Source organism: Streptomyces sp. NPDC057616 (genome assembly GCF_042800575.1).
Taxonomy (GTDB): Bacteria; Actinomycetota; Actinomycetes; order Streptomycetales; family Streptomycetaceae; genus Streptomyces.
Genome location: NZ_JBHVGU010000007.1, coordinates 195,863 through 218,093 on the forward strand (window position 1 = coordinate 195,863; position 22,231 = coordinate 218,093).

Here is a 22,231-nt window from a genome sequence, read left to right on the forward strand (position 1 = left end):
CGTTGCGTGGAATGAAAGACAGAGGTCATGCCGTGCGCGACGATCATCGGGAGCTGCGTCTTTTTCTCCATCTGGCGCAGACGCTGAACTTCGGGCGGACCAGTCTCGACTGCCATGTCAGCCCGGCGACGCTGACACGCACGGTGCAGCGGCTGGAGACGGACCTCGGGCACCGGCTGTTCGAGCGCGGGCCGCGCGGGGTGTCGCTGACGGCGGAGGGCCACCGCTTCCGTGAATACGCCGTGCAGGCACTGGAGTTGTGGCGCTCGTACCGCGAGGAGCATCCCGACCCGGCACAACTCACCGGCCGTCTCGGTCTGTTCGCCACGGTGACCGCCTGCCAGGCGCTGCTGCCCGACCTGCTGGCGCCGTTCCGCGCCGCCCACCCCCAGGTGCAGCTCGACCTGCGAACCGGGGACGCGGCGGCCGCGCTGGCCCGGCTGGACGAGGGCGAGGTCGACGTGGCCGTGGCCGGGATTCCGGCGCGCCTGCCGGAGGGGCTGGTGAGCCGGACGGTGGCGGTCACCGAGCTGGTCCTCGTCACGGCGCGGGACCGGCCGGACCCCGGTCTCGGCGGACCGTTCGTCCTCCCCCACCGCGGGCTGGTCCGGGAGGCCGCGGACCGCTGGTTCCGCGCCCGCGGCACACGGCCGCACGTGGCGTGCGAACCGGACGGCCACGAGGGGCTGTTGACGCTCGTGGCCCTGGGCTGCGGCACCGGTGTGGTCCCCCGCCTCGTCCTCGACCACAGCGCGGTGCGCGACCGGCTCGCCGTGGTCCCCGCCGATCCGCCGCCGGAGCCGTTCCCGATCGGGCTGTGCGTGCGGCGGGCCGATCTGCGGCGGCCGTTGGTGGCGGCGCTGTGGAGCCGGTGACCCGCTGCCGGCCCGGAGCGGTCAGCCGAGCTTGGCGTACTCGACCGCGATCCGCGCGCCCAGGCGCGCGTTGTTCTTGACCAGGGCGATGTTGGTCCGCAGGCTCTCGCCGCCGGTGAGTTCGACGATCCGGCCGAGGAGGTAGGGCGTGGTGTCCTTGCCGGTGATGCCTGCCTTGTCCATCTCGGCGAGGGCCTGCGCGATGACGCCGTCCATACGCTCGGCCGGGACCTCCTCGTCCTCGGGAACGGGGTTGGCGATGCTGACGCCCCCGGGGATGCCGAGGTCCCAGCGGGCGTGCATCACGGCGGCGATCTCGGCGGCCGAGTCCACGCGCATGGGCGAGGTGAAGCCGCTGCGGCGCGAGTAGAACGCCGGGAACTCCTCCGTGCCGTAGGTGAGGACCGGGACTCCGAGCGTTTCGAGGGTCTCCAGGGTCAGGCCGATGTCGAGGATGCTCTTGACGCCCGCGCTGATCACCGCGACGCCGGTCGTGGCCAGTTCGGTCAGGTCGGCGCTGATGTCGAAGGTCGTCGGGGCGCCGCGGTGCACACCGCCGATGCCGCCGGTGACGAAGGTACGGATGCCGGCGAGGGCGGCCAGCCGCATGGTCGCCGCGACGGTCGTCGCCCCGTGGGTGCCACGCGCCATCACGTACGCGAGGTCGCGGACGCTGGCCTTGGTGACGTCCGGCGCGGTCGCGAGGAGCTCCAGGTCCTCAGGGGTCAGCCCGATGCGCGGGCGGCCGTGCAGGACGGCGATCGTCGCGGGGACGGCGCCGCCGTCGCGGATGATCTGCTCGACCTCCACGGCCATCCCGACGTTCTGCGGATACGGCATGCCGTGGCTGATGATCGTCGACTCCAGGGCCACGACGGGACGCCCGTCGCGCAGCGCGTCACGGACCTCGTCGGTCAGCACCAGGCGCGGGTGCGGCACGGGCGTCGCGGGGGTCGGGGCGGGGGAGGGCGTGATCATCTCGGGCTCCGGATCGGGTCGTTCGGGCGAGCGGTGGGTGGGGCGGGCGGGTTCTTCAGGCGAACCCGTGGGCCGGGCACGCCACTTGGTCAGGCGTTCGTAGGAGCTGTGCTGTCATCGAGTACGTCCTCGATCAGACGTGGTGTCAGGTCCGGTCTCACGGTCGACGCGCTCGCGACCGTGAGGGCCGCGGCCGCGTGGCCGAAGCGGGCGGCGTCCACAGGATCGCCGCCGGCCAGCAGCGCGTGGACGAACGCGGCGAGCATCGCGTCGCCGGCCCCGGTGACGTCGGCGACCTCGGCGGGCGGCGCGGCCAGGAACCGCGCACCCGCGCCCGCCGAGCTCAGCACGCTGCCGCGGGCGCCGAGCCGGACCCACACGTGCCGCACCCCGCGGGCGTGCAGCGCGTCGGCCGCCACCACCACCTCGGCCTCGCCGTCGCCGACGAAGTCGCCGAGCAGGGAACGGAGTTCGTCGAGGTTGGGGGTCAGGGCGAAGACCGGGCGCCGGGGGCCGAGCAGCGGCGCGAGGAAGGCCGCCTTGGGGGCGCTCACCGGGTCGATCACCACCGGTACGTCGGCGGGATGCGCGACGTCCATCGCGTGGGCCAGCACACCGGCCGGCAGGTTGCCGTCCAGGACCAGCATGTCGGCGTGGGCAATGAGTTCGCGCGCCGGGTGCAGGTCCTCCGGGGCCAGGGCCTCGGTGGCCGCCATGTCCGCGACCGCCACGACCAGGTCTCCGTCGGCGTCCAGCACCGCCGTGTACGTCCCCGTCGGATGCGCGCTGCGGTGCACGTGGTCGAGGCGCACGCCCGCCGCCGCGGTCTCCGCGAGCAGCCGTTCGCCCGCGGCGTCCCGGCCGACGGCGGCGATCAGGTGCGTCGGGGTACCGAGCCGCGCCAGGTTCTCCGCGATGTTGCGGCCGACGCCACCCGCCGTGGTGCCCGCCCGGCCCGGGTTGCTCGTCCGCTGCCGTATGGGCGCGAGGCTGCGCACCTTGACGTCGGTGTTCGCCCCGCCGACGACCACGACCGCGTTCTCCTCGCGGAGGATGTAGCCGCGGCCGAGGATGGCGCCCTTCTTGCCCAGGTTGGACAGGTGCACGTTCACCGAGGCCCGGGTGCTGCCGAGGGCGTCGGCGATCGCCTGCGGGCCCGCCAGCGGGTCGCGGCGCAGCAAGGCGATGATCTCGCGCTCCCGCTGGGTCAGCATCATGCTTACCAAGCTAAAGGGGCTTTATCGGAGCAAGCAAGAGGTGATCGGCGGCGATTTCGAAGGCGCGGGGCGGCTACGAGCGGCACCGGACGTCGTCAGCCCGTGCCCCTCCCGGCGTCCAGCCGCCCCACCCGCGCCACGTTCTCCCGGTCCTCCGCGTCCTCGCTCGCCGCGGCGGCGAACCACGCGTCGAGGATCTCCTTCAGCAGCGGCTCGGAGGTCAGCCGCAGGCTCAGTGCCAGCGTGTTCGCGTCGTTCCAGCGGCGGGCGCCGTCCGCCGTGTACGCGTCCGTGCACAGGGCCGCCCGTACGCCCGGCACCTTGTTCGCCGCGATGGAGGCCCCCGTGCCGGTCCAGCAGCACACGACCGCCTGGTCCGCGGCGCCTTCGGCGACCTCGCGGGCCGCGGCCTCCGAGCACGCGGCCCACTGCGGGTCGTCGCCGGGGCTCAGTGCGCCGTGGGGCACCACCTGGTGGCCGCGCCTGCGCAGCTCCGCGACGAGCAGGTGCGCCACGGGTTCGTCCATGTCCGAGGAGACGGAGATCCGCATGCCTGGAGACTAACGCCGCACAGCGCCCGCTCCCAGTGCGCGACAGGCGCTCACGTCAGCGCCCCCAGCGGGTCGTCCAGCACCGGCTGCCACGCCAACTCCGCAGCGCCGACCAGGCTGTTGTGGTCGAGGGTGCAGGGCAGGATGGGGACCCCGCCGCTCTGGCCCCACAGGCTGCGGTCGGCGACGACGGCGCGCAGGCGCTGGGGGTCGGCGTCGAGGAGTGTGCGGTGCAGGCCGCCGAGGATGATGCGGTCGGGGTTGAGGATGTTGACCAGGCCCGCGAGGCCCAGGCCGAGGCGGTCGATGAGGGCCTCGGTGGCGGTGCGGATGGACGGGTCGTCGTAGTGGTTGCGGATCAGGTCGATGGCCTGCTGGAGGAGCGAGACCTCGGGACCGGGGTCGCGGCCCGCGGCCGTGAGGAAGGCCAGCGGGTCGGCCTCCACGTCGAGACAGCCGCGGCTGCCGCAGTGGCAGGGCCGGCCCTCGGGGTTGACGGTGAGGTGGCCGACCTCGAGGGCCAGGCCCGAACTGCCCGTGTGCAGGCGGCCGTCCAGCACGAGCGCGCCGCCCACACCGCGGTGGCCGGTGGCCACGCACAGCAGGTCCCGGGCGCCGCGCCCGGCGCCGTGCCGGTGCTCGGCGAGGGCGGCGAGGTTGACGTCGTTGCCGGCGAAGGCGGGTCCGTCGATCCCGGCCGTGCGCACGCACTCCGAGAAGAGCCGGCGGACCGGCGCGCCCACGGGCCAGGCCAGGTGCAGGGGGTTGAGGGCGAGGCCGTCCGGCTCGGCGACCGCGGACGGCACGGCGAGTCCGGCGCCGACGCAGCGCCGCCCGGTCGAGCGCAGCAGCTCGGCGCCCGCCTCCACGACCGAGCCGAGCACCTTCGCCGGGTCGGCGTCGACGGTCTCGCAGCCCGGCGCTGTGGCGACGATCCGGCCGCCGAGCCCGACCAGCGCGGCACGGAATCCGTCGGCGTGCACCTGGGCCGCCAGCACGACCGGCCCATCCTCGGCGACCGCGAGCCGGTGCGAGGGCCTGCCCTGCGATCCGGCCGCGGCGCCCGGCCGGGCGTCCACCTGGATCAGGCCGAGCGCCTCCAGTTCGGCGGCGACCGCACCGGCGGTGGCCCGGGTCACCCCGAGTTCGGCGGTGAGCACGGCCCGGGTGGGCGCGCGTCCGGTGTGCACGAGCTCCAACGCGGGCCCGAGCGCACCGCGCCCCCGGTCCAGCCGCGCCCTCGAGGTGGTCCCTTCCCCCGCCGCCCGGGGGTCCGCCTTGCCGCTCATGAGGGCGAGTCTCCCATGATCCGCCGGCGCACCGGCTACCGGCCGCTGACCCTGAGTGTGATGTTCAGACGTCCCGTCAGTCCCAACTCGGGCGGTGCGGTGCCGGGCTGCACCTTCGGCACGCCGTGGTACGCGAGCCGCGAGGGTCCGCCGAACACGAACAGGTCGCCGCTGCGCAGCTCCACGTCCGTGTACGGCCTTGTGCGCGTCTCGGGGTTGCCGAAGCGGAAGACGCAGGTGTCGCCGAGGCTGAGGGACACCACCGGGGCGTCCGATCTCTCGTCGCCGTCGCGGTGCATGCCCATGCGGGCGTCGCCGTCGTAGAAGTTGATCAGCGCGATGTCGTACGCCGGTGTCTGCGCGGGGTCGCCCAGCGCGTCGCGGACCGCGCGGCGGCCGAGCTCGCCCAGCCAGTCGGGGAAGGGTTTCACGGGGGCGCCGTCGCCGTCGGCGACCGTGCGGGCGTAGGCGTACGGGTACCAGTGCCAGCCCAGGCAGACCTGCCGGGCGGTCATCGTGCCGCCGCCGGGGGTGCGGACCGTCCGCAGGCCGGCCGGCGGGCGGGCCCACGCGCGGCAGGCGCCGAGCAGCGTGCCCTGCTCGCGCGCGTCCAGCCAGTCGGGCACGTGCACCGCGCCCGGCGCGACCTCGGTGCGCTCGCGGGGGAACAGCTCGGCGTCCATGCGTCCATCCTCCCCCACCGGCCGTGAGCTGCGGCTCGGCTAGCCTGGGCACACGATGAACGACCGTATGACGACGCCCTGGGGCGAGCCGGCGCTGACGCGATTCCCCGAGGACCCGCGCGACCGGCTACGCGCCTGGGACGCCTCCGACGAGTACCTCCTGCGCCACCTCGCCGACGAGGACGTCCCGCTGTCCGGCACGGTCGTGGTCCTGGGCGACCGCTGGGGTGCGCTGGTCACGGCGCTCGCGGCGCACCGGCCGGTGCAGATCACCGATTCCTTCCTCGCGCAGGAGGCGACCCGGGCGAACCTGGACCGGGCCGGCGTCGAGACCGGTGCCGTACGCCTGCTGACCACGCAGGACCCGCCGCCCGAGCGGATCGACGTCCTCCTGGTCCGGGTGCCGAAGAGTCTCGCGCTGCTGGAGGACCAGCTGCTGCGGCTGGCGCCCGCGGTGCACGAGGGCACGGTCGTCGTGGGCACCGGGATGGTGAAGGAGATCCACACCTCCACGCTCCAGCTCTTCGAGCGGATCCTGGGGCCGACCCGCACCTCGCTCGCCGAGAAGAAGGCGCGGCTGATCTTCTGCACGCCACGGCCCTCGCCCGACCGGCCCGCCAACCCCAACCCGTGGCCGTACACCTACACGCTCCCCGACGGCGTCGGCGCGGTCTCCGGGCGCACGGTCGTCAACCACGCGGGCGTCTTCTGCGCCGACCGGCTCGACATCGGCACCCGCTTCTTCCTGCAGCATCTGCCGGCCGGGCGCACCGGTCCGCGGGTGGTGGACCTGGGCTGCGGCAACGGCGTGGTCGGTACGGCGGTGGCGCTGGCCGACCCGGCGGCCGAGGTGCTGTTCGTGGACGAGTCGTTCCAGGCCGTGGCCTCGGCGGAGGCGACGTACAAGGCGAACGGGGTGCCGGGGCACGCGGAGTTCCGGGTCGGCGACGGGCTGGCGGGGGTGCCCGACGGGAGCGCCGACCTGGTGCTCAGCAATCCGCCGTTCCACTCGCACCAGGCGACGACGGACGCGACGGCGTGGCGGATGTTCACCGGGGCGCGGCGGGTGCTGCGCCCCGGCGGTGAGCTGTGGGTGATCGGCAACCGGCACCTGGGCTATCACGTGAAACTGCGCAAGGTCTTCGGCAACAGCCGGCTGGTCGCCGGCAACCCGAAGTTCGTGGTGCTGAAGGCGGTCAAGGGTTAGGGCGCGGCGAGCGGTCGGGCGAGGGTCGCGATGATCCCGGTCACCGCCCGCACCATCGCCTCCCGCGCCACGCTCAGGTACTTCCGCGGGTCGACCACGCCGGGGTGCTCGGCCAGGAACTCCCTGATCGCGCCGGTCATGGCGATGTTGAGGGCGGTGCCGACGTTGACCTTGGAGATGCCGCCCGCGACCGCGGCGGCGAGCTCGCCGTCCGGTACTCCCGAGGAGCCGTGCAGGACGAGCGGCACGTCCAGGGCCGCGGAGAGCCGTTTGAGCAGGTCGTGGTCGAGGGTGGCGGTGCGGGTGGTCATGGCGTGCGTGCTGCCGATGGCGACCGCGAGCGCGTCCACGCCGGAGTCGGCGACGAAGGCGCGGGCCTCGGCCGGATCAGTGCGGGCGCCGGGTGCGTGCGCGTCCAGAGAGGGCTCGCCCGTCTTGCCGCCGACCTGCCCCAACTCGGCCTCGATCCACAGCCCTTGGGAATGCGCCCAGTCCGCGGCGGCCCGGGTGGCGGCGAGGTTGCGCTCGTAGGGCAGGCGGGCCGCGTCGTACATCACGGAGCTGAACCCGGCGTCCGCGGCCTCGCGCAGCAGGTGGTCGCTCTGGACGTGGTCGAGGTGCAACGCGATTGGTACGGCGGCGCGTTCGGCGGCGGCGACGGCCGCGCGGGCGAGCGGCAGCAGGCGTCCGCGGCGGAACTTGACCGCGTTCTCGCTGACCTGGAGGACGACGGCGCTGCGCGCGGACTCCGCGCCGGCCACGACGGCCTCCACGTGCTCCAGGGTGATGATGTTGAAGGCGGCGACGGCGGAGCGCCCGGCGGCGGCGCGGGTGACGAGTTCGCCGGTGGTGACGAGGGGCACGGCTTCTCCTTCGATCAGGCGCGTCGGGGCGCGTCAGGGCGTGAGGATCACCGAGCGGGTGAGGTGGCGGGGCTGGTCGGGGTCGAGGCCGCGGGCCGCGGCGACGGCGACCGCGAGGCGGTGGACGCGGACCAGTTCGGCCAGCGGGTCGAGGCCGCCCGCGATCCACAGTCCGCCGGTGGCGCGCACCTGTTCGGCCAGGCCCTCCGGGGCGTCGCCGAGCATCCAGGTCGCCGTGCCCTCGGTGGTGACGCTGATCGGGCCGTGCCGGTACTCCATCGCCGGGTAGGACTCCGTCCAGGCGAGTGAGGCCTCGCACATCTTCAGGCCGGCCTCGTTGGCCAGGCCCACCGTCCAGCCCCGGCCCAGGAAGGTGAACTGCGTGCAGGCGACGAGTCCTTCGGGCAGCGGGGCCGCGAGGGCGGTGCGGCCGTCCTCGACCACGGCGTCGGTGTGCAGGCCCAGATGGGCGCGGAGCAGGGTGAGGGCGGTGGTGGCGAACCGCGTCTGCACGACGGACCGTTCGTCGGCGAAGTCGAGGACGACGACGTCGTCGGCCGCCCGCATGACGGGGGTCTCCGGATCGGCGGTGATCGCGACCGTGCGGGCGCGCCCCTTCAACTGCCCGAGCAGGTCGAGGACTTCGGTGGTGGTGCCGGAGCGGGTGAGGGCCACGACCCGGTCGTACGTGCGGCCGGAGGGGAACTCGGAGGCGGCGAAGGCGTCCGTCTCGCCCTGCCCCGCGCCCTCGCGCAGCACTGCGGCCGCCTGCGCCATGAAGTACGAGGTGCCGCATCCGACGATCGCGACCCGCTCGCCGGGCGCCGGGAGCGTGTCGCGGTGCCCCGCCGCCTCTCCCGCGGCCCGTATCCAGCACGCGGGCTGGCTGGTCAGTTCGTCCTCGACATGGGTCATGCCGGGCCCTCCCCTGATGTGGATGCCGCTCGACGCGGCGGTTTGCTTGTTTCTGCAAGATACAGCGCCGTTTCGAGCATAATCAAGCATTGCGGTGAGGGCGGTGTGCGCTAGGGTCGCCGGGAGATCGAGGAACGGGAGGGTGGGCATGTCGCGGGACGCCCGCTGGAAGGCGCTGCTGGAACTGCTCGTCGAGCGCGGCCGGCTCGACGTCGAGGAGGCCGCCGCCGAGCTGGAGGTCTCCTCCGCGACCATCCGGCGCGACTTCGACCAGCTCGCCGAGCAGCAGATGCTCGTCCGCACCCGGGGCGGCGCGGTCGTGCACGGGGTGTCGTACGAGCTGCCGCTGCGCTACAAGACCGCCCGGCACCCCTCCGAGAAGCAGCGCATCGCCAAGGCGGTGGCCGACCTCGTCGCGCCCGGCGAGGCGGTGGGGCTGACCGGCGGCACGACCACCACCGAGGTGGCGCGCGCACTGGCCGTACGCAGTGATCTCGCCTCCGGCTCGCCGGCGCTCACCGTCGTCACCAACGCGCTCAACATCGCCAACGAGCTCGCCGTGCGGCCCCAGTTCAAGATCGTGGTGACCGGCGGGGTGGCGCGCGCGCAGTCGTACGAGCTCATCGGGCCGCTCGCGGACGGTGTGCTCGGCCAGATCACCGTCGACGTGGCCGTGCTGGGCGTCGTCGCCTTCGACGCCGCGCACGGCGCCGCCGCGCACGACGAGGCGGAGGCCGCGATCAACCGGCTGCTGTGCGAGCGCGCCGAGCGCGTGATCGTCGCCGCCGACTCCAGCAAGCTGGGGCAGCGGGCGTTCGCGCGGATCTGCGGGGCCGGCGAGGTCGGCACGCTCGTGACCGACACGGGGGCCGGCGCGGACGAGGTGCGGCGGTTCGAGGAGGCAGGCCTGACCGTCCTCACGGTCTGACGCCTCCGCCCTCGCTCCCGCGACCGCCACCGCCGCCACGTCCCCGCAGCCGTGGTCCGGCCACCGGCTGCCTTCGCTGCCGCGATCCCCGCGCTCCCCGGCCCGAATCCGCCTAGGCTGAGGGCGGGGTGCGTGGCGGGTCAGGGAGGCTGCGATGGGTGCACGAGCGATCGACCAGGACGATCCCGGGACCGGCCCGCGCTATCTGCCGATCGCGGAGCACGGGCTGATCGGTGATCTGCGCAGCGTGGCCCTCGTGGGCACGGACGGCACGATCGACTGGTACTGCTGCCCCGCCTTCGACGCGCCGAGCATCTTCGGGGCGATCCTGGACGCGGAGCGCGGCGGGTGCTTCGAGCTGGCGGCGTCCGTCCCGGCCCGGACCAAGCAGTTCTACTTCCCCGACACGAACGTGCTGATCACCCGGTTCTTCACCGAGGACGGCGTCGGTGAGGTGCAGGACTTCATGCCCGTCGACGGCGGGGACGCCGAGGCGGAGCGGCACCGCCTGATCCGGCGGGTGGTGTGCGTGCGCGGCTCCATCCCGTTCCGCACGCGGGTCGCCCCGCGCTTCGACTACGGCACCCGGACGCACACCGTGCGCATGGCCGGCGAAGCGGCGGTCTTCGAGACCGACGGGCTGGCCCTCGCACTGACCTCGACCGTGCCGCTCGAGGCCCAAGGGCCGGACGTGCGGGCGGACTTCAAGCTCTCCGAGGGTGAGACGGCGGTGTTCGCGCTGGACCAGGTCGGCGGCGACCTGGAGCCGCGCCGGTGCGCGAAGGCGGAGGCCGAGGAGCAGTTCGGCACCACGGTGGCGTACTGGCGGCGCTGGCTGTCCGCCTCCAAGTACCGGGGCCGCTGGCGGGAGATGGTGCACCGCTCGGCCCTCACCCTGAAGCTGCTCACCTACGCGCCCACCGGCGCGATCGTGGCGGCGCCGACCACCAGCCTGCCCGAGCAGCTGGGCGGCGAGCGCAACTGGGACTACCGCTACGTGTGGGTGCGCGACGCCGCCTTCTGCGTGTACGCGCTGCTGCGGCTCGGCTTCTCCGACGAGGCCGAGGCGTTCATGAAGTTCGTGACCCGGCACATCAGCCCGGGCGACGGCAGGCCCTCCGGGCCTCTGCAGATCATGTACGGCATCGACGGCCGCACCGACCTCACGGAGACCGAACTCGGCCATCTGGAAGGGCATCAGGGCTCCGCGCCGGTCCGGGTCGGCAACGCCGCGGCCGACCAGCTCCAGCTCGACATCTACGGCGCGCTCATCGACTCGATCTACCTCTACGACAAGTGGGCCAAGCCCGTCTCCAGCGCGCAGTGGGACGACGTGTGCGCCCTGGTGGAGTGGGTGTGCGCCCACTGGGACCAGCCCGACGAGGGGATCTGGGAGACGCGCGGCGGGCGCAAGAACTTCCTGTACTCGCGGCTGATGTGCTGGGTGGCGATCGAGCGCGCCATCCGCATGGCCAACCGGCGCGGGCTGCCCGCCGATCTGCCCCGCTGGCTCGAGTGCCGCGACACGATCTACCGGCGGATCATGAAGAACGGGTGGTCCGAGACCCGGCAGGCGTTCGTCCAGCACGAGGACGGCGACGTACTCGACGCGGCCGTGCTGATGATGCCGCTGACGAAGTTCATCGCGCCCACCGACCCCAAATGGCTGTCCACCCTCGACGCCCTGACCCACGACCTGGTGTCCGACTCCCTGGTCTACCGCTACGACCCGCTCACCAGCCCCGACGGGCTGCGCGGCGACGAAGGCACCTTCTCCATCTGCTCGTTCTGGTACGTCGAGGCCATGGTGCACGCCGGGCGCATCGACGAGGCGCGGCTCGCCTTCGAGAAGATGCTCACCTACGCCAACCATCTGGGCCTGTACGCCGAGGAGATCAGCCACACCGGCGAGCAACAGGGCAACTTCCCGCAGGCGTTCACCCACCTCGCGCTCATCAGCGCGGCCTTCAATCTGGACAAGGCCCTGGGCTAGGGGGGTGTTGCCGGGTACACCTGGTATCAGGTGCCCAGGCCCAGGGACGGGGTCCCCCTGAACAGGAAGGATTCCTGATGTCGGCGAACGGCCGGCAAGGACATCCACCTCACGGATTCGGGGGACCACCCATGAACGAGACCTTCGCACGGCGGCTGACAGGTGCCGCGGGCATCGCCACCGCGGCCGCGCTCATCATCGAAGTGCCGTTGTACTTCGTCTACTCGGGCCCGCCGACCGACGCGAACGTGCTCGCCCGGCTGCTCATCGGCATCGTCGCCCTGGCCTTCCTGGTCGTGTTCGTGACGGCCTTCCGCGAACTCGTCAAACACACCAACCCCGCCTACGAATGGGCCGGTTCGATCGCCTTCGCCACCGGACTCGTCTACGCCACGATCACCCTCGTCTCCTCCGGGCTGGAGGCGGGCGCGGTCATCGCCACCGACCACCGGATCGACCCGACGATCACCGTCAACGGCACCTACATCCTCTACGGTTCGATCTCCCGGCTGATTCTGGCCTTCTTCCTCACGGCGGTCGGCGTCGCCGTCACCCGCACGAACCTGCTGCCGCGCTGGGTGGGGCGCTCGGCCTACATGCTCGCGGCCGTCAACCTCCTGTTCGTGCCGTCCCTGTTCTTCGGCAACACCCCCGCGCACTTCTACGCGGCCAACGGCTGGGGCACCACGGCCCTGATGGGCGCGATCCTCAGCTACTGGCTGCTGGCCGTGGGCGTCTCGACGTACCGCAGCGCGAGCCGCCGCGGCGTACTGGCCGGCGCGTAGACCGGACACGGATCAACGGGAGGGGCGGGACGGCGGACAGCCGTCCCGCCCCTCCCGCACGCCCGCGTCGGTCTCAGTCGTCCGCGACCAGCTCCACCGGCACCGCCACGACGTCCACGAGCGCGCCGGAGCGCAGAGCCGTCAGGGACAGCGGCCGCCCTATGGCGTCCTCCAGCATCAGCCGCTGGAGCACCTGCGCGCTGGTCACCGGGTCACCGCCCGCGGTGAGCAGCAGATCGCCGTCGCGCAGGCCCGAGCGGGCGGCGGGCGAGTCGGGCACGACCTCGATGATCCTCAGGCCCGTGGACCGGCCCGTGCGGTCCTGGAGCGGCGGCGGCAGCGGTGCGGGGATGCCGGCGAGACCGAGATAGGCGCGGCGGACCCGGCCCTCGGAGAGCAGGGTCGCGATGATCTGCCGGCTGGTGCCGTTGACCGGGATGGCCAGGCCCAGGCCGACGTCGGCGATGGCCGTGTTGATGCCGACGACCCGGCCGTCGGCCGTGGCGAGCGCCCCGCCCGAGCTTCCCGGATGGAGGGTGGCGTCGGTCTGGACGACGTCGTCGATGACGCGCGTGGCCCGGCCCGCACTGGCCGGCAGCGACCGGCCCAGCGCGCTGACGACACCGGCGGTGACGCTGCCGGCCAGCCCGAGCGGGTTGCCGACCGCCACGACCAGCTGCCCCACCCGCAGTGCGTCGGCCTCGCCGAGCGCGGCCGGGGGCGGAGTGGGACCGTCGGCGCGGACCACGGCGAGGTCGGAGAGCGGGTCGGCGCCGATGACGTGGAAGGGGGTGGTCGTGCCGTCGGCGAAGGATGCCGTGCCGGCGTCCGCGTGCCCCACGACATGGGCGTTGGTGAGCAGGAAGCCGTCGTCGGTGAAGACGACCGCGGAGCCCGTCCCCCGGACGAATCGTCCTCTGGAGCGGCGGTGCGCGACGTTCAGGGCCGCCACCTTCGGCGTGAGCTCGGCGGCGACCGAGGTGACGATCCGCGAGTAGGAGTCGAGCGCGGCCTGCTCCCTGCCGGAGTGGTCGGGCCCGGAAAGTGTGGTGGCCACGAGTCGACCTTTCCGCTTGCCCAGGTGCGTGCATTACATGCTTACACCCTTGCAGGGGCAGGCGGAGAGGACTTCGCCGCGGGCTGACGGGGGGCGCGGTCAGCGGGCGCGGGGCCCCTCGGCGCCAGGATCCGGCCGTCTCGACGTACGCAGGGTGCCGACCGTCTTCAGCAGACGGTCGGCGGGTGCGCGCAGTCCGGGATGGGCGTTCACCGTGTTCCGCAGGCCCCGCACGGGTCTGCGCCACAGCTGGTGGGCGGCCGCGACCGGGTGGGGCCGGCTGGCGAATCCTTCCGCCACGCGCAGCTCACGGGTCTTCAGCCAGTCCTTGTACTCCTTGTCGCCGCGGCCCAGGTCCAGCAGGGTCACACCATGCCGGGCCGCCGCCTCGGCGGTGCGCAGATGCATCATCAGCCCGGGCGAGTAGCGGTGGAACTCGGGGTCGTAGGCCGTGAACCAGGCGGCCAGCACCGTGCGCGAGCGGGGCCCGAAGTGTGCCGCGACCGGGCGGTCGCCGGCGTAGAGCACCGACAGGACGCCGGTGAAGTGCTCCTCGCGGACCTGGTGGAGATGGTGCACGAGGTCCACGATCCACGGCCGCGCGAAGCGGTCCATCCGGCCCGTCCTGCGGTACTGGGCGGACTTCCACTGCATGAGCCGGCGCAGCATCCGCGGATCGCGCTCGTCGAACTCGAAGCGCACCTCGCCCACGTCGCGCCCGAGGCGGCGCTCCTTCTTCAGCGTGGTCTTGGCGAGGCCGGGGTAGGCGCCGCGCAGCCACGGCGCGTACCCGCTCTCGTCGGGCTTGAGATCGACCACCGGGGAGGCGAACAGGCCCGTGGCGTACCGGCCGAACGGCTTCTGCTCCTCCACGAGATGGTCGAACTCGAAGACGGACAGCCGGCAGCCCTTGAGCAGGTCCTGGGCGTCCCAGGTGAAGCCGGGGCGGTGCACGAGCGCCTGGCAGTCGGAGAGGCCGAGGCCGACGGCGCGGCCGACGCCGAAGGCGTTGCGCTCGTAGGGGAGGAAGCCGACGGGCTCGCCGTCCTCACGCAGGACGGCGATCCGTGTCCCGGCGCGGTACCTGCCGATCCCGGTCGCGAACTCCGGGGCCAGAAAGGGATTGGCGTATTCCGGAGACTCGTCCATCGCCGTGTGCCATGCCGCCCGCAGTGCGGCGGTCAGCTCGTCGGCTCTGTGGATCGTGACGTCCACGTCAGATCATCCGCCCTTCCGCAGGCTCCGCGAGGGATGTCCCGACCGCGGCACAGGCCGGCTGAGCGTGTGGACCCCTGTTCATCGATCGCATCGGCGACCGCTCCCCCCATGATGTCCCCCCACGGCGCACTCTCCGCCGTGGATCAAACCTCGCGAAACAGTACGCATGTTGTCAAGAGTGCCTGCCCCAACAAAGACCGCACTGTGACGAGGGGCCAGGATCCGGGCCGGATGGACGTCCTGTCCTGCGCTTGAAGGGAAATTGTCAGGTGGGTGGGATTGTCAGGTGGGTGGGATCGCCCGGCGCGGGAGCCACTATCCCCACCATGACTCCCCAATCGTCCCTGCGGAAGGGCGAGATGACCGGCAGTGGGGCTGGTGAGCGGTGGTGGTGCAGGTGCTGCCGTTGAGGGTGAACTCGGCGGGTGCGGTGTTCGTGGCCCCCTTGCCGGCGATGAAGCCCACGGTGACCGAACCGCCGACCGGAATCGTGTTCGTGCAACTCGCCGGTGTCACACCGGCCGAGGCGACTCCAAGGTGCATCGGGTGGGGGGTGGCGGTGACATGCGAGCGCTCCCGTGAACTCAGCTTGCCGAGTACACGTCAAGCAAGAAGTCCGGCTGCGGCTGTGGGAGTTGAGGAACGAGTCACCTTGACCGCCCCTTTCCGCCCCAGCACAATGTGCGCCACTTGAGAGCGCTCTCAAGCGAGCGCCGCCATCGACACCGGATCGACATCGAGGAGAGCAGACATGGCCGAGATCGCCCGTCGGACCATCATCGGGGCCGGCACGGCCGCGGCCCTGACCGTGTTCGGCAGCGGCACGGCACGTGCCGGCGCCCGCTCGGCTCCCGCCGCCGGGGCCGGGGACGCGCCAAGACGCGGCTACGCCTTCCTCGACGCCGCGGCGGACGGCTACCCGGAGCACGGCGGCATCCGGCTGGCCCAGAGCTACGCCGACCAGGCCGGCCTGTTCAGCACCGCGTTCACCTACGACAACGCCCTCGCGATCCTGGCCCACCTCGTCCGCCCCGGCCGGGAGGGCCGTGCCCGGGCCGTCGCTCTCGGGGACGCGCTGCTGTACGCCCAGACCCACGACCCGCAGTACGCGGACGGCCGGCTGCGGCAGGGGTACAACGTGGGGCCGTACGTCTTCTACGACGGCTCGGCGCAGCCGGACGGCTTCGTGCGGGCCGACGGCACCGTGAACGTCGGCACGCAGTTCGGCTTCACCGGTACGGCCGTCGGGGACATGGCCTGGGCGGGCATCGCACTGGCCGCGCTGGCGGCACGCACGGAAGCCCGGCGGTTCCTGACGGGTGCGCTGCGGATCGGCGCCTGGGTGGAGGCGCACGGGCGCACCGACGAGCCGCTGGGCGGCTACAAGTTCGGGGTCGACGGGGCCGATCGGCCGCTCCCCTACACCTCCACCGAGCACAACATCGATCTGACCTGCCTCTTCGGGCGGCTCGCCCGGCTCACCGGGGACACGGTCTGGCTCGAACGGCGGGCCCGCGCACGGGCGTTCGTGGAGAAGATGTGGAACGGGTCCGGCGGCTTCTTCCACACGGGCACCAACGACGGCGTCACGATCAACACCAACCCGGTGCCGGAGGACGCCCAGACCTGGAGCTACCTGGCGCTGCGGGATCGCCGCCGCGCGAGGTCCGTGGACTGGGCCGCGGACGGGCTCGCGGTCCTGGACTCCTCCGAGCGGACCAACAGCGCGGTCCCGGCCGGGCAGTTGTACGGGGGCGTCACCTTCAGCTCGGCCTCCCTCGTCGCGAACGAGGACGCGCCCATCGCGCCGTCCCAGCCCAAGCCCGACCGCAGCGGCGTGTGGTTCGAGGGCACCGCGCATCTGGCCCTGGCCCTGCGGGAGCGCGGCGCCGCGGGGGACGCGCGGCGTGCCGCCCGCCTCCTCGCATCCGTGGAGAAGGCCCAGGACCACCTCGGCCCCGACCAGACCGTGGGCGGCAGGCCGCTGCCCGAGCGGTCGGGTGTGGTGTCGGCCAGCAGCCCCTTGGACACCGGTTACGGCTTCGGCTACTACCCGTACCGGCACACGGGCGCCACGGCCTGGTACCTGCTGGCGGCGGCCGGCGCGAACCCGCTGGGCACACGCTGAGCCGCGGTGCGGGCGCCGGGCCGCTGCGCATCCGGGCACTCAACTCCTGTGCGCCAAGGTGCCGTTGACACTCGGTGCGATCCGCGTCACGGTGAGGATCCGTCGTGTCCGGAGGTCGTCCATGGCTCCGTCCGCAGCACCGCCCACCGACGCGGGCCTCGTCGAGCGCGCCGCCGCGCTCAGGCCCTTCGTCCGTGCGCACGCGCTCCGCACCGAGCAGGAGAGGACGGTGCCGAGGGAGGTCGTCGCGGCGCTCACGGACGCCGGGATCTACCGGATGAACGTCCCCCGGCGGTACGGCGGTTACCAGACCCCGCTGCACACCCAGGTCGACGCGCTGGCCGAGATCGCCGGCGCGTGCGGCTCGACGGCCTTCACCGCGCTGATCCAGGCCGGCTGCTCCTTCATCGCGGCGCTCTTTCCCGACGAGGCGCAGGACGAGATCTTCACCGGCCCCGATGTGAAGGTCGGCGGCACGCTCGTCCCGGACGCGACCGCGGTCGCGTCCGGCGACGGCTATGTCGTCAACGGCACCTCGGGGTTCGCGACCGGCTGCCGGCACGCCGACTGGCATCTGCTGACGGCCCGTGCGGACTCCGGTGAGGGGCCGCCCGAGGTGCTGTGGACGGCCGTGCCCATGCGGGAGCTGGAGATCCTCGACGACTGGCACGTCTCCGGCCTCGCGGGCAGCGGCAGCAGCAGCGTCGTCGCCCGGGACGTCCTCGTGCCCGCCCACCGCGTCCTGCCCGTCGGCCCGCTGCTGGGCGGGGAGTTCCCCTCGAAGGCCAACGCCGACGATCCCTTCTACCGCATGCCCGTACTGCTGATGTTCTGCGCCTGGACGGCGCCCAACGCGCTCGGTCTGGCCCGGGCGGCGCTGCAGGAGTTCACCGAGCGCATCCACCGGCGGGGCATCACGTACACCCACCACGGCCGGCAGTACGAGGCGTCCGTCACCCATCTCCAGGCGGCCGAGGCGGCGATGAAGATCTCCTGCGCGGAGCTGCTGACGCGCGACTTCGTCGCCCGGATCGAGGCCGGCGCCCCCTTCACGCAGGAGGAGCGGGCGCGCATCCGGGCGCAGACCGGCCATGTGGCGCGGCTGTGCAAGGAGGCCGTGGACCTGATCGCCTCCGCATCCGGGGCGTCCTCGTTGCACCGCGAGGTCCCCGTCCAGCGGGCCGTACGCGATCTGCAGGCGTTGAACCTGCACTCGTTCGTCAATCCCACGACCAATCTGGAGCTGTACGGCCGCGTGCTGTCGGGACTCGACGCGGGCACACCGTTCCTGTGAGGCCGAACCTTCCGGGGCCGGCCACGCTCTACGGCCGCCCCGCCCCCGGCACGTCGACGGGCACGGTGAGCACCTGGCCGGTTCCGGGCGCCACCATCTCCTTCTCCGTCATGCCCTGCCAGCGGGCCGCGGTGACGAACAGCGTCCTGCCGTCGGGGCCACCGAGCACGCAGGCGAACGCCCCGCGATCCAGCGGCACGGTCCGCAGCACGGTGCCGCCCTCGGCGACGCGCACACAGCGCCGGTGCGGGACGTCGGCGTACCAGACGGCGTTCTCCGCGTCGAGGCAGATCCCGTCCGGGGTGCCCTCGCCGAGGCCGGCCCAGACGCGCCGGCGGGACAGTCCGCCGTCGGCCTCGATGTCGAAGGCGACCAGCTGGTGGCGGTAGGAGTCGGCGACGATCAGCGTGGAGTCGTCGGCGGTGACCGCCATGCCGTTGGGGAAGGCGATGTCGTCGGCCACCTGGCGCACCGAGCCGTCCGGGGTGGCCAGGTGCACCGAGCCGGGTTCGGGGTCCTCCCCCGCCGTCGGGTCGAAGTGGGCGCGGTTGACGTAGGTGTTGCCGCGGCCGTCGGCCACGATGTCGTTCCAGCCCGGGACGCCGAGATCCGCGTACAGGACGAGGCTGCCGTCGGGCTCGCGGCGCAGCAGCCGGCCGTCCGCGGACGAGACGACCAGCAGCCGGTCGTCGGGGAGCCAGGTGGTGCACAGCGGCAGCGACGGCACCCGGGCGACGACCTCGCCGCAGCCGGTGAGATCGACGGCGACGACCTCGCCGGCGGACCAGTCGGAGAAGTACAGCCGGTCGCCGTGCCAGCGGGGTGACTCCACCAGGCCCCGGCCGGTGAGCAGTACGGACACCTGGGTCATCGCCATCACAGCCCTTCCGCCCGACCGGCCCGGTGCCGGTCTCCCTGTCTTCCATACGAACAGGGGCCGCCCGAATCGACATCCGCGGGCGACGGCCGCCGCGCGCCGGACCCTGAGACTTCAGAGGATGTCTCCCTGACCGTTCGCTGCGATGGTCTCGATCATCGGCAATCGAACGGAGGAACCGATGCTGAAGTCACGACCGACCCGGTCCCGGCCGGCGTCGAAGGCCGCCGCGGGGGCGGCCGTCGCCGTGGCCCTGCTCGCCGGATCCGGTCTGCTCACGGCCGCACCCGCACAGGCCGACCCGCGTCCCTGCCCGGGCTCCGGGGCCGGCGACCCGGCGCGCTGCGCCCAGGTGATCGGCATCAAGGCGGGCTCGTCCCTGGTGATGCGCACCGAACCGCGCTACGGCGCGGCGCAGGTGGCCCGGTTCGGCAACGGGCAGTGGCTGGAGCTGGACTGCTGGACCACCGGCGACCCGGACGCGGACGGCCACGGCTACCGCTACTGGATGCAGGTCTCCACGGGCAGCCGGAACGGCTACGTCAACGACTGGTACCTGGACAGCGGCGGCCCGGCCACCTGGAAGTCGCAGATCCCCCGGTGCGCCTGATCCCCGTCGAGGAATGGAAACGGAGGGAACCCTCATGAAGCACCTGCGTGCTCTCACCGCCACGGCAGTCGCTCTCACCGCCGCGGCCGCGGCCGTCCTGGCCGGCGCGGGGCCGGCCGGCGCGGCGATCCACCCGTGCAGCATCTCCGGCGACCCGGCCGTCTGCGCGAACGTCACCGGCATCGACGCCGGCTCGTACCTGGCGGTGCGCACCGGGCCGAGCTACGGCGCCGCCAGGTCGCCGGTGTTCGGCCAGTACCACAACGGCGACCAGCTCGGCCTGCTGTGCTGGACCACCGGTGCCCCGGACGCGGACGGCCACGGCTACCGCTACTGGATGCGGGTCGACAACGGCATCGGGGACGGCTACGTCAACGACTGGTATCTCAACACGGGCGGCCCTGGCACCTGGAAGTCGCAGATCCAGCACTGCTGACGCACGCCCGCGGTCACGGGCCCTTGCGGCCGACTCCCGCGTACACCCAGTACTCCGAGGGGCTGTCGGGGATCTGGTCGCCCGGGTCCGGCCGCCACAGGGGGACGTAGACCAGGCCCGGCTCCACCAGGTCGAAGCCGCTGAACAGACCGAGGATCTCGTCGTGGGAGCGGGCGGTGACGGGTGAGGTGGCGCGGGAGCGGTAGAGCTTGCCGACGGCGTCGGCAGTGTCCGGGCGGTCCTCGTTGGTGGCGTGGGTCAGCGCGAGCCAGCCGCCGTCGGGCAGGGCGTCGCGGAAGGCGGCCACGATGCCGGCGGGGTCCTCGTCGGGCGAGACGAAGTGCAGGATCGTGATCATCAGGACGGCGACGGGCTGGTCGAAGTCGATCAGCTTGCGCACCTGTGGGGAGGCCAGGACCTCGGCGGGCCGCCGGATGTCGCCGTCGACGATGTCCGCGTCCGGGTTGTCGGCGAGCAGGGAGGCGCTGTGGGCGACGGCCACCGGGTCGTTGTCCACGTAGACGACCCGGGCGCCGGGGCTGGCGGCCTGCGCCACCTCGTGCACGTTGCCCTGGGTGGGGATGCCCGAGCCGAGGTCGATGAACTGTCGTACCCCGGAGTCGACCAGGAAGCGCACCGCGCGGCCGAGGAAGGCGCGGTTGGCCCGGGCCAGGGTGCGCACCTGGGGGTCGATGGCGGTGAAGGCCGCGACGGCCTCGCGGTCGATGGCGAAGTTGTGGTCACCGCCCAGCATCGCGTCGTACATACGGGCGACACTCGCCTTGCCGGGATCGGTCCCGGGTGGCATTCCAGCGTGGTCCGGCACTGCAACTCCCTCTATGGCCAGGGGCCTTGACGCGTCATCATATAGTTGCCGACGACGCCCGACGAGCCACCCTCCTCGCCGTGCGCCCGGACACCCCACCCGGAAAGGCACGACCCCTGCGGAACGAACCGCGCAGCCGCACCGACGACTCCCACGCCGCCCAGCCCCCGCCCAGGCGTTCGGCCTTCTCCCCCGCCGCCGACGTCATCGGCTCGGAGCTGGATCTGCGGCTGACCGGCAGCCATGTCGTGCACGCGCTCACGCCTGGATTCTGCGACGCGGCCTCGGTCTACCTGCTGGAGCGCTGGCTGCGCGAGGAGAACGCCTACCCGACCGCGGACCCGCCCCAGATAGAGGCACGCCGGCTGGCCCTGCGCGTGGGGACGGACGCGGTGGAGGACTGGGCGGGCCTGCTGCCGGACGGCGAGGTGATCGTCTTCCCGCGCGAGACGCCGTACGCCCGCGCCCTCGCCGACGGAAAGCCGCAGTTGCTCGACGCGGTCGACTCCCACACCTCCGAGCGGCTGATCGCCTCCGGCCGCGGCGACGTGCGGATGGACACCCTGGTGCGGTCGTCGTCCTTCCTCGTCGTCCCGCTCCAACTGCGCGGCACCGCGGTCGGTTTCGTCGCGTGCACCCGCGACCCGGGCCAGGCCCCCTTCCTGACCGCGGAGGTCGCTGCCGTGGCGGCGCTGGCCGCACGGGCCGCGACGGCCCTGGACAACGCGCGCCGCTACGAGCGCGAGCGCCGCACCGCCCTGGCCATCCGCAACAGCCTGCTGCCCGGCTCCGCCCACGAGTTCGAGGGCTGCCGCGTCGCGCACGCCGGTCTGCCGGCCGGACAGGGCAACATCATCGGCGGCGACTGGTTCGACGTGCTCAGACGGCCGGGCGACCGGGTCAGCCTGGTCGTCGGGGACGCCATGGGGCACGGCCCCGAGTCGGCCGTGGCGATGATCCAACTGCGCACCGCCGTGCGCACCTTGGCCGGGTTCGACATCCCGGCCGTCGATCTCGTACGCCGCCTCGACGCGCTCGCCTACGACACCCCGGGCGCCTCCTTCGCGACCTGCATCTACGCCGAGTGGGACGCCCGCGCGCGCACCTGCACGCTCGTCGGCGCGGGCCACCCTCCCCCCTTGCTGCGCGGCCCCGACGGCCGGACCGCGCCGGTGACACTGGCCAGTCCGGGCCTGCCCCTCGGGCTGGGCACGGGCAGCTACGAGGCCACCGTGCTCACCGTGGACGAACCGTCGCTGCTGGCGCTCTACAGCGACGGCCTGGTCGAGTCGCGCGACGCCGACATCGACCAGGAGATCGGCCGCCTCGCGCTGGCCCTGGACACGGCCGCCCTCGAGCCCGCCCCGGCCGAGGAGGACCAGCGGCTCCAGTCCCTGTGCCGGCGGCTGCTGCGCTCCCCCATCGCCGCCGCCGGCGCGGACGACCGTACGCTGCTGCTGGCCGAACTGACGCCCGGGAAGGACTGACACCCCCGTGCCGT

General features: G+C 73.0%; 22 protein-coding genes. 10 read left to right on the plus strand and 12 right to left on the minus strand.

Going from position 1 to position 22,231, the window contains the following annotated elements; genetic code table 11:
• Positions 1-32 precede the first annotated feature (32 nt).
• Positions 33-875 (plus strand): HTH-type transcriptional activator IlvY, encoded by an 843-nt coding sequence (gene ilvY / locus ACFU97_RS11160; RefSeq protein WP_384253931.1) that lies wholly within the window; start codon positions 33-35, stop codon positions 873-875.
• Positions 876-896: 21 nt separating this feature from the next.
• Here ilvY and ACFU97_RS11165 read toward each other — a convergent pair whose 3' ends face one another.
• From ACFU97_RS11165 to ACFU97_RS11185, 5 genes are all read right to left on the minus strand, one after another.
• Positions 897-1,853, minus strand: a complete 957-nt coding sequence (locus ACFU97_RS11165) for a pseudouridine-5'-phosphate glycosidase (protein WP_384253933.1) — start codon at positions 1,851-1,853, stop codon at positions 897-899.
• 89 nt (positions 1,854-1,942) lie between these two features.
• Entirely contained in the window at positions 1,943-3,070 is a 1,128-nt protein-coding gene (locus ACFU97_RS11170) for a PfkB family carbohydrate kinase (RefSeq protein ID WP_384253936.1), read from the minus strand.
• A gap of 95 nt (positions 3,071-3,165) precedes the next feature.
• A complete protein-coding gene (locus tag ACFU97_RS11175) occupies positions 3,166-3,621 on the minus strand; it encodes an RpiB/LacA/LacB family sugar-phosphate isomerase (RefSeq protein ID WP_384253938.1) in 456 nt (151 codons plus the stop codon).
• A gap of 50 nt (positions 3,622-3,671) precedes the next feature.
• Entirely contained in the window at positions 3,672-4,910 is a 1,239-nt protein-coding gene (locus ACFU97_RS11180; RefSeq protein ID WP_384253940.1) for an ROK family protein, read from the minus strand.
• A 35-nt stretch (positions 4,911-4,945) separates the two neighbouring features.
• Positions 4,946-5,593 carry an alpha-ketoglutarate-dependent dioxygenase AlkB family protein gene (locus ACFU97_RS11185; RefSeq protein WP_384253942.1) on the minus strand — a complete coding sequence of 216 codons (648 nt, stop codon included), beginning with the start codon at positions 5,591-5,593 and terminating at the stop codon, positions 4,946-4,948.
• A gap of 67 nt (positions 5,594-5,660) precedes the next feature.
• Between ACFU97_RS11185 and ACFU97_RS11190 the strand changes: the two genes are divergently transcribed.
• A complete protein-coding gene (locus tag ACFU97_RS11190; RefSeq protein WP_384254145.1) occupies positions 5,661-6,800 on the plus strand; it encodes a methyltransferase in 1,140 nt (379 codons plus the stop codon).
• On the opposite strand, the gene ACFU97_RS11195 is transcribed toward ACFU97_RS11190, so the two are convergent.
• Together ACFU97_RS11195 and ACFU97_RS11200 are read right to left on the minus strand one after the other, a co-directional pair.
• Positions 6,797-7,663 (minus strand): ketose-bisphosphate aldolase, encoded by an 867-nt coding sequence (locus ACFU97_RS11195; protein WP_384253945.1) that lies wholly within the window; start codon positions 7,661-7,663, stop codon positions 6,797-6,799. The genes ACFU97_RS11190 and ACFU97_RS11195 overlap by 4 nt on opposite strands.
• A 33-nt stretch (positions 7,664-7,696) precedes the next feature.
• Complete coding sequence (locus ACFU97_RS11200; RefSeq protein WP_384253947.1) at positions 7,697-8,578, minus strand: SIS domain-containing protein; 882 nt, start codon at positions 8,576-8,578, stop codon at positions 7,697-7,699.
• Between the two features lie 148 nt (positions 8,579-8,726).
• Here ACFU97_RS11200 and ACFU97_RS11205 point away from each other — a divergent pair, with 148 nt between their 5' ends.
• From ACFU97_RS11205 to ACFU97_RS11215, 3 genes are all read left to right on the plus strand, one after another.
• The gene (locus ACFU97_RS11205) at positions 8,727-9,506 is read left to right on the plus strand and encodes a DeoR/GlpR family DNA-binding transcription regulator (RefSeq protein WP_384253949.1); all 780 of its coding nucleotides are present in this window, start codon (positions 8,727-8,729) and stop codon (positions 9,504-9,506) included.
• Between the two features lie 154 nt (positions 9,507-9,660).
• Complete coding sequence (locus tag ACFU97_RS11210; protein ID WP_384253951.1) at positions 9,661-11,499, plus strand: glycoside hydrolase family 15 protein; 1,839 nt, start codon at positions 9,661-9,663, stop codon at positions 11,497-11,499.
• Between the two features lie 131 nt (positions 11,500-11,630).
• Positions 11,631-12,284: a hypothetical protein gene (locus ACFU97_RS11215; protein ID WP_384253953.1), complete on the plus strand. Its 654-nt coding sequence runs from the start codon at positions 11,631-11,633 to the stop codon at positions 12,282-12,284.
• A gap of 73 nt (positions 12,285-12,357) precedes the next feature.
• Here the strand turns inward: ACFU97_RS11215 and ACFU97_RS11220 are convergent, their stop codons facing one another.
• From ACFU97_RS11220 to ACFU97_RS11230, 3 genes are all read right to left on the minus strand, one after another.
• A complete protein-coding gene (locus tag ACFU97_RS11220) occupies positions 12,358-13,341 on the minus strand; it encodes a S1C family serine protease (RefSeq protein ID WP_384253955.1) in 984 nt (327 codons plus the stop codon).
• Between the two features lie 99 nt (positions 13,342-13,440).
• Positions 13,441-14,556, minus strand: coding sequence for a GNAT family N-acetyltransferase (locus tag ACFU97_RS11225; protein WP_384253958.1), 1,116 nt, complete (start codon positions 14,554-14,556; stop codon positions 13,441-13,443).
• Positions 14,557-14,874: 318 nt separating this feature from the next.
• Positions 14,875-15,102, minus strand: coding sequence for a cellulose binding domain-containing protein (locus ACFU97_RS11230; protein WP_384253960.1), 228 nt, complete (start codon positions 15,100-15,102; stop codon positions 14,875-14,877).
• 208 nt (positions 15,103-15,310) lie between these two features.
• Between ACFU97_RS11230 and ACFU97_RS11235 the strand changes: the two genes are divergently transcribed.
• Together ACFU97_RS11235 and ACFU97_RS11240 are read left to right on the plus strand one after the other, a co-directional pair.
• Positions 15,311-16,687 carry a Tat pathway signal sequence domain protein gene (locus ACFU97_RS11235; RefSeq protein ID WP_384253962.1) on the plus strand — a complete coding sequence of 459 codons (1,377 nt, stop codon included), beginning with the start codon at positions 15,311-15,313 and terminating at the stop codon, positions 16,685-16,687.
• Between the two features lie 121 nt (positions 16,688-16,808).
• Positions 16,809-17,981, plus strand: coding sequence for an acyl-CoA dehydrogenase family protein (locus tag ACFU97_RS11240; protein WP_384253964.1), 1,173 nt, complete (start codon positions 16,809-16,811; stop codon positions 17,979-17,981).
• A gap of 28 nt (positions 17,982-18,009) precedes the next feature.
• Here the strand turns inward: ACFU97_RS11240 and ACFU97_RS11245 are convergent, their stop codons facing one another.
• Positions 18,010-18,858: an SMP-30/gluconolactonase/LRE family protein gene (locus ACFU97_RS11245; RefSeq protein ID WP_384253966.1), complete on the minus strand. Its 849-nt coding sequence runs from the start codon at positions 18,856-18,858 to the stop codon at positions 18,010-18,012.
• Positions 18,859-19,039: 181 nt separating this feature from the next.
• Between ACFU97_RS11245 and ACFU97_RS11250 the strand changes: the two genes are divergently transcribed.
• Together ACFU97_RS11250 and ACFU97_RS11255 are read left to right on the plus strand one after the other, a co-directional pair.
• Positions 19,040-19,468: a hypothetical protein gene (locus ACFU97_RS11250; protein ID WP_384253968.1), complete on the plus strand. Its 429-nt coding sequence runs from the start codon at positions 19,040-19,042 to the stop codon at positions 19,466-19,468.
• 34 nt (positions 19,469-19,502) lie between these two features.
• Entirely contained in the window at positions 19,503-19,904 is a 402-nt protein-coding gene (locus tag ACFU97_RS11255) for a hypothetical protein (RefSeq protein WP_384253970.1), read from the plus strand.
• A gap of 13 nt (positions 19,905-19,917) precedes the next feature.
• Here the strand turns inward: ACFU97_RS11255 and ACFU97_RS11260 are convergent, their stop codons facing one another.
• On the minus strand, positions 19,918-20,712 hold the full coding sequence (locus ACFU97_RS11260) for an SAM-dependent methyltransferase (protein ID WP_384254148.1): 795 nt from the start codon (positions 20,710-20,712) through the stop codon (positions 19,918-19,920).
• 98 nt (positions 20,713-20,810) lie between these two features.
• Between ACFU97_RS11260 and ACFU97_RS11265 the strand changes: the two genes are divergently transcribed.
• Positions 20,811-22,217, plus strand: a complete 1,407-nt coding sequence (locus ACFU97_RS11265) for a PP2C family protein-serine/threonine phosphatase (protein WP_384253973.1) — start codon at positions 20,811-20,813, stop codon at positions 22,215-22,217.
• Positions 22,218-22,231 lie beyond the last annotated feature (14 nt).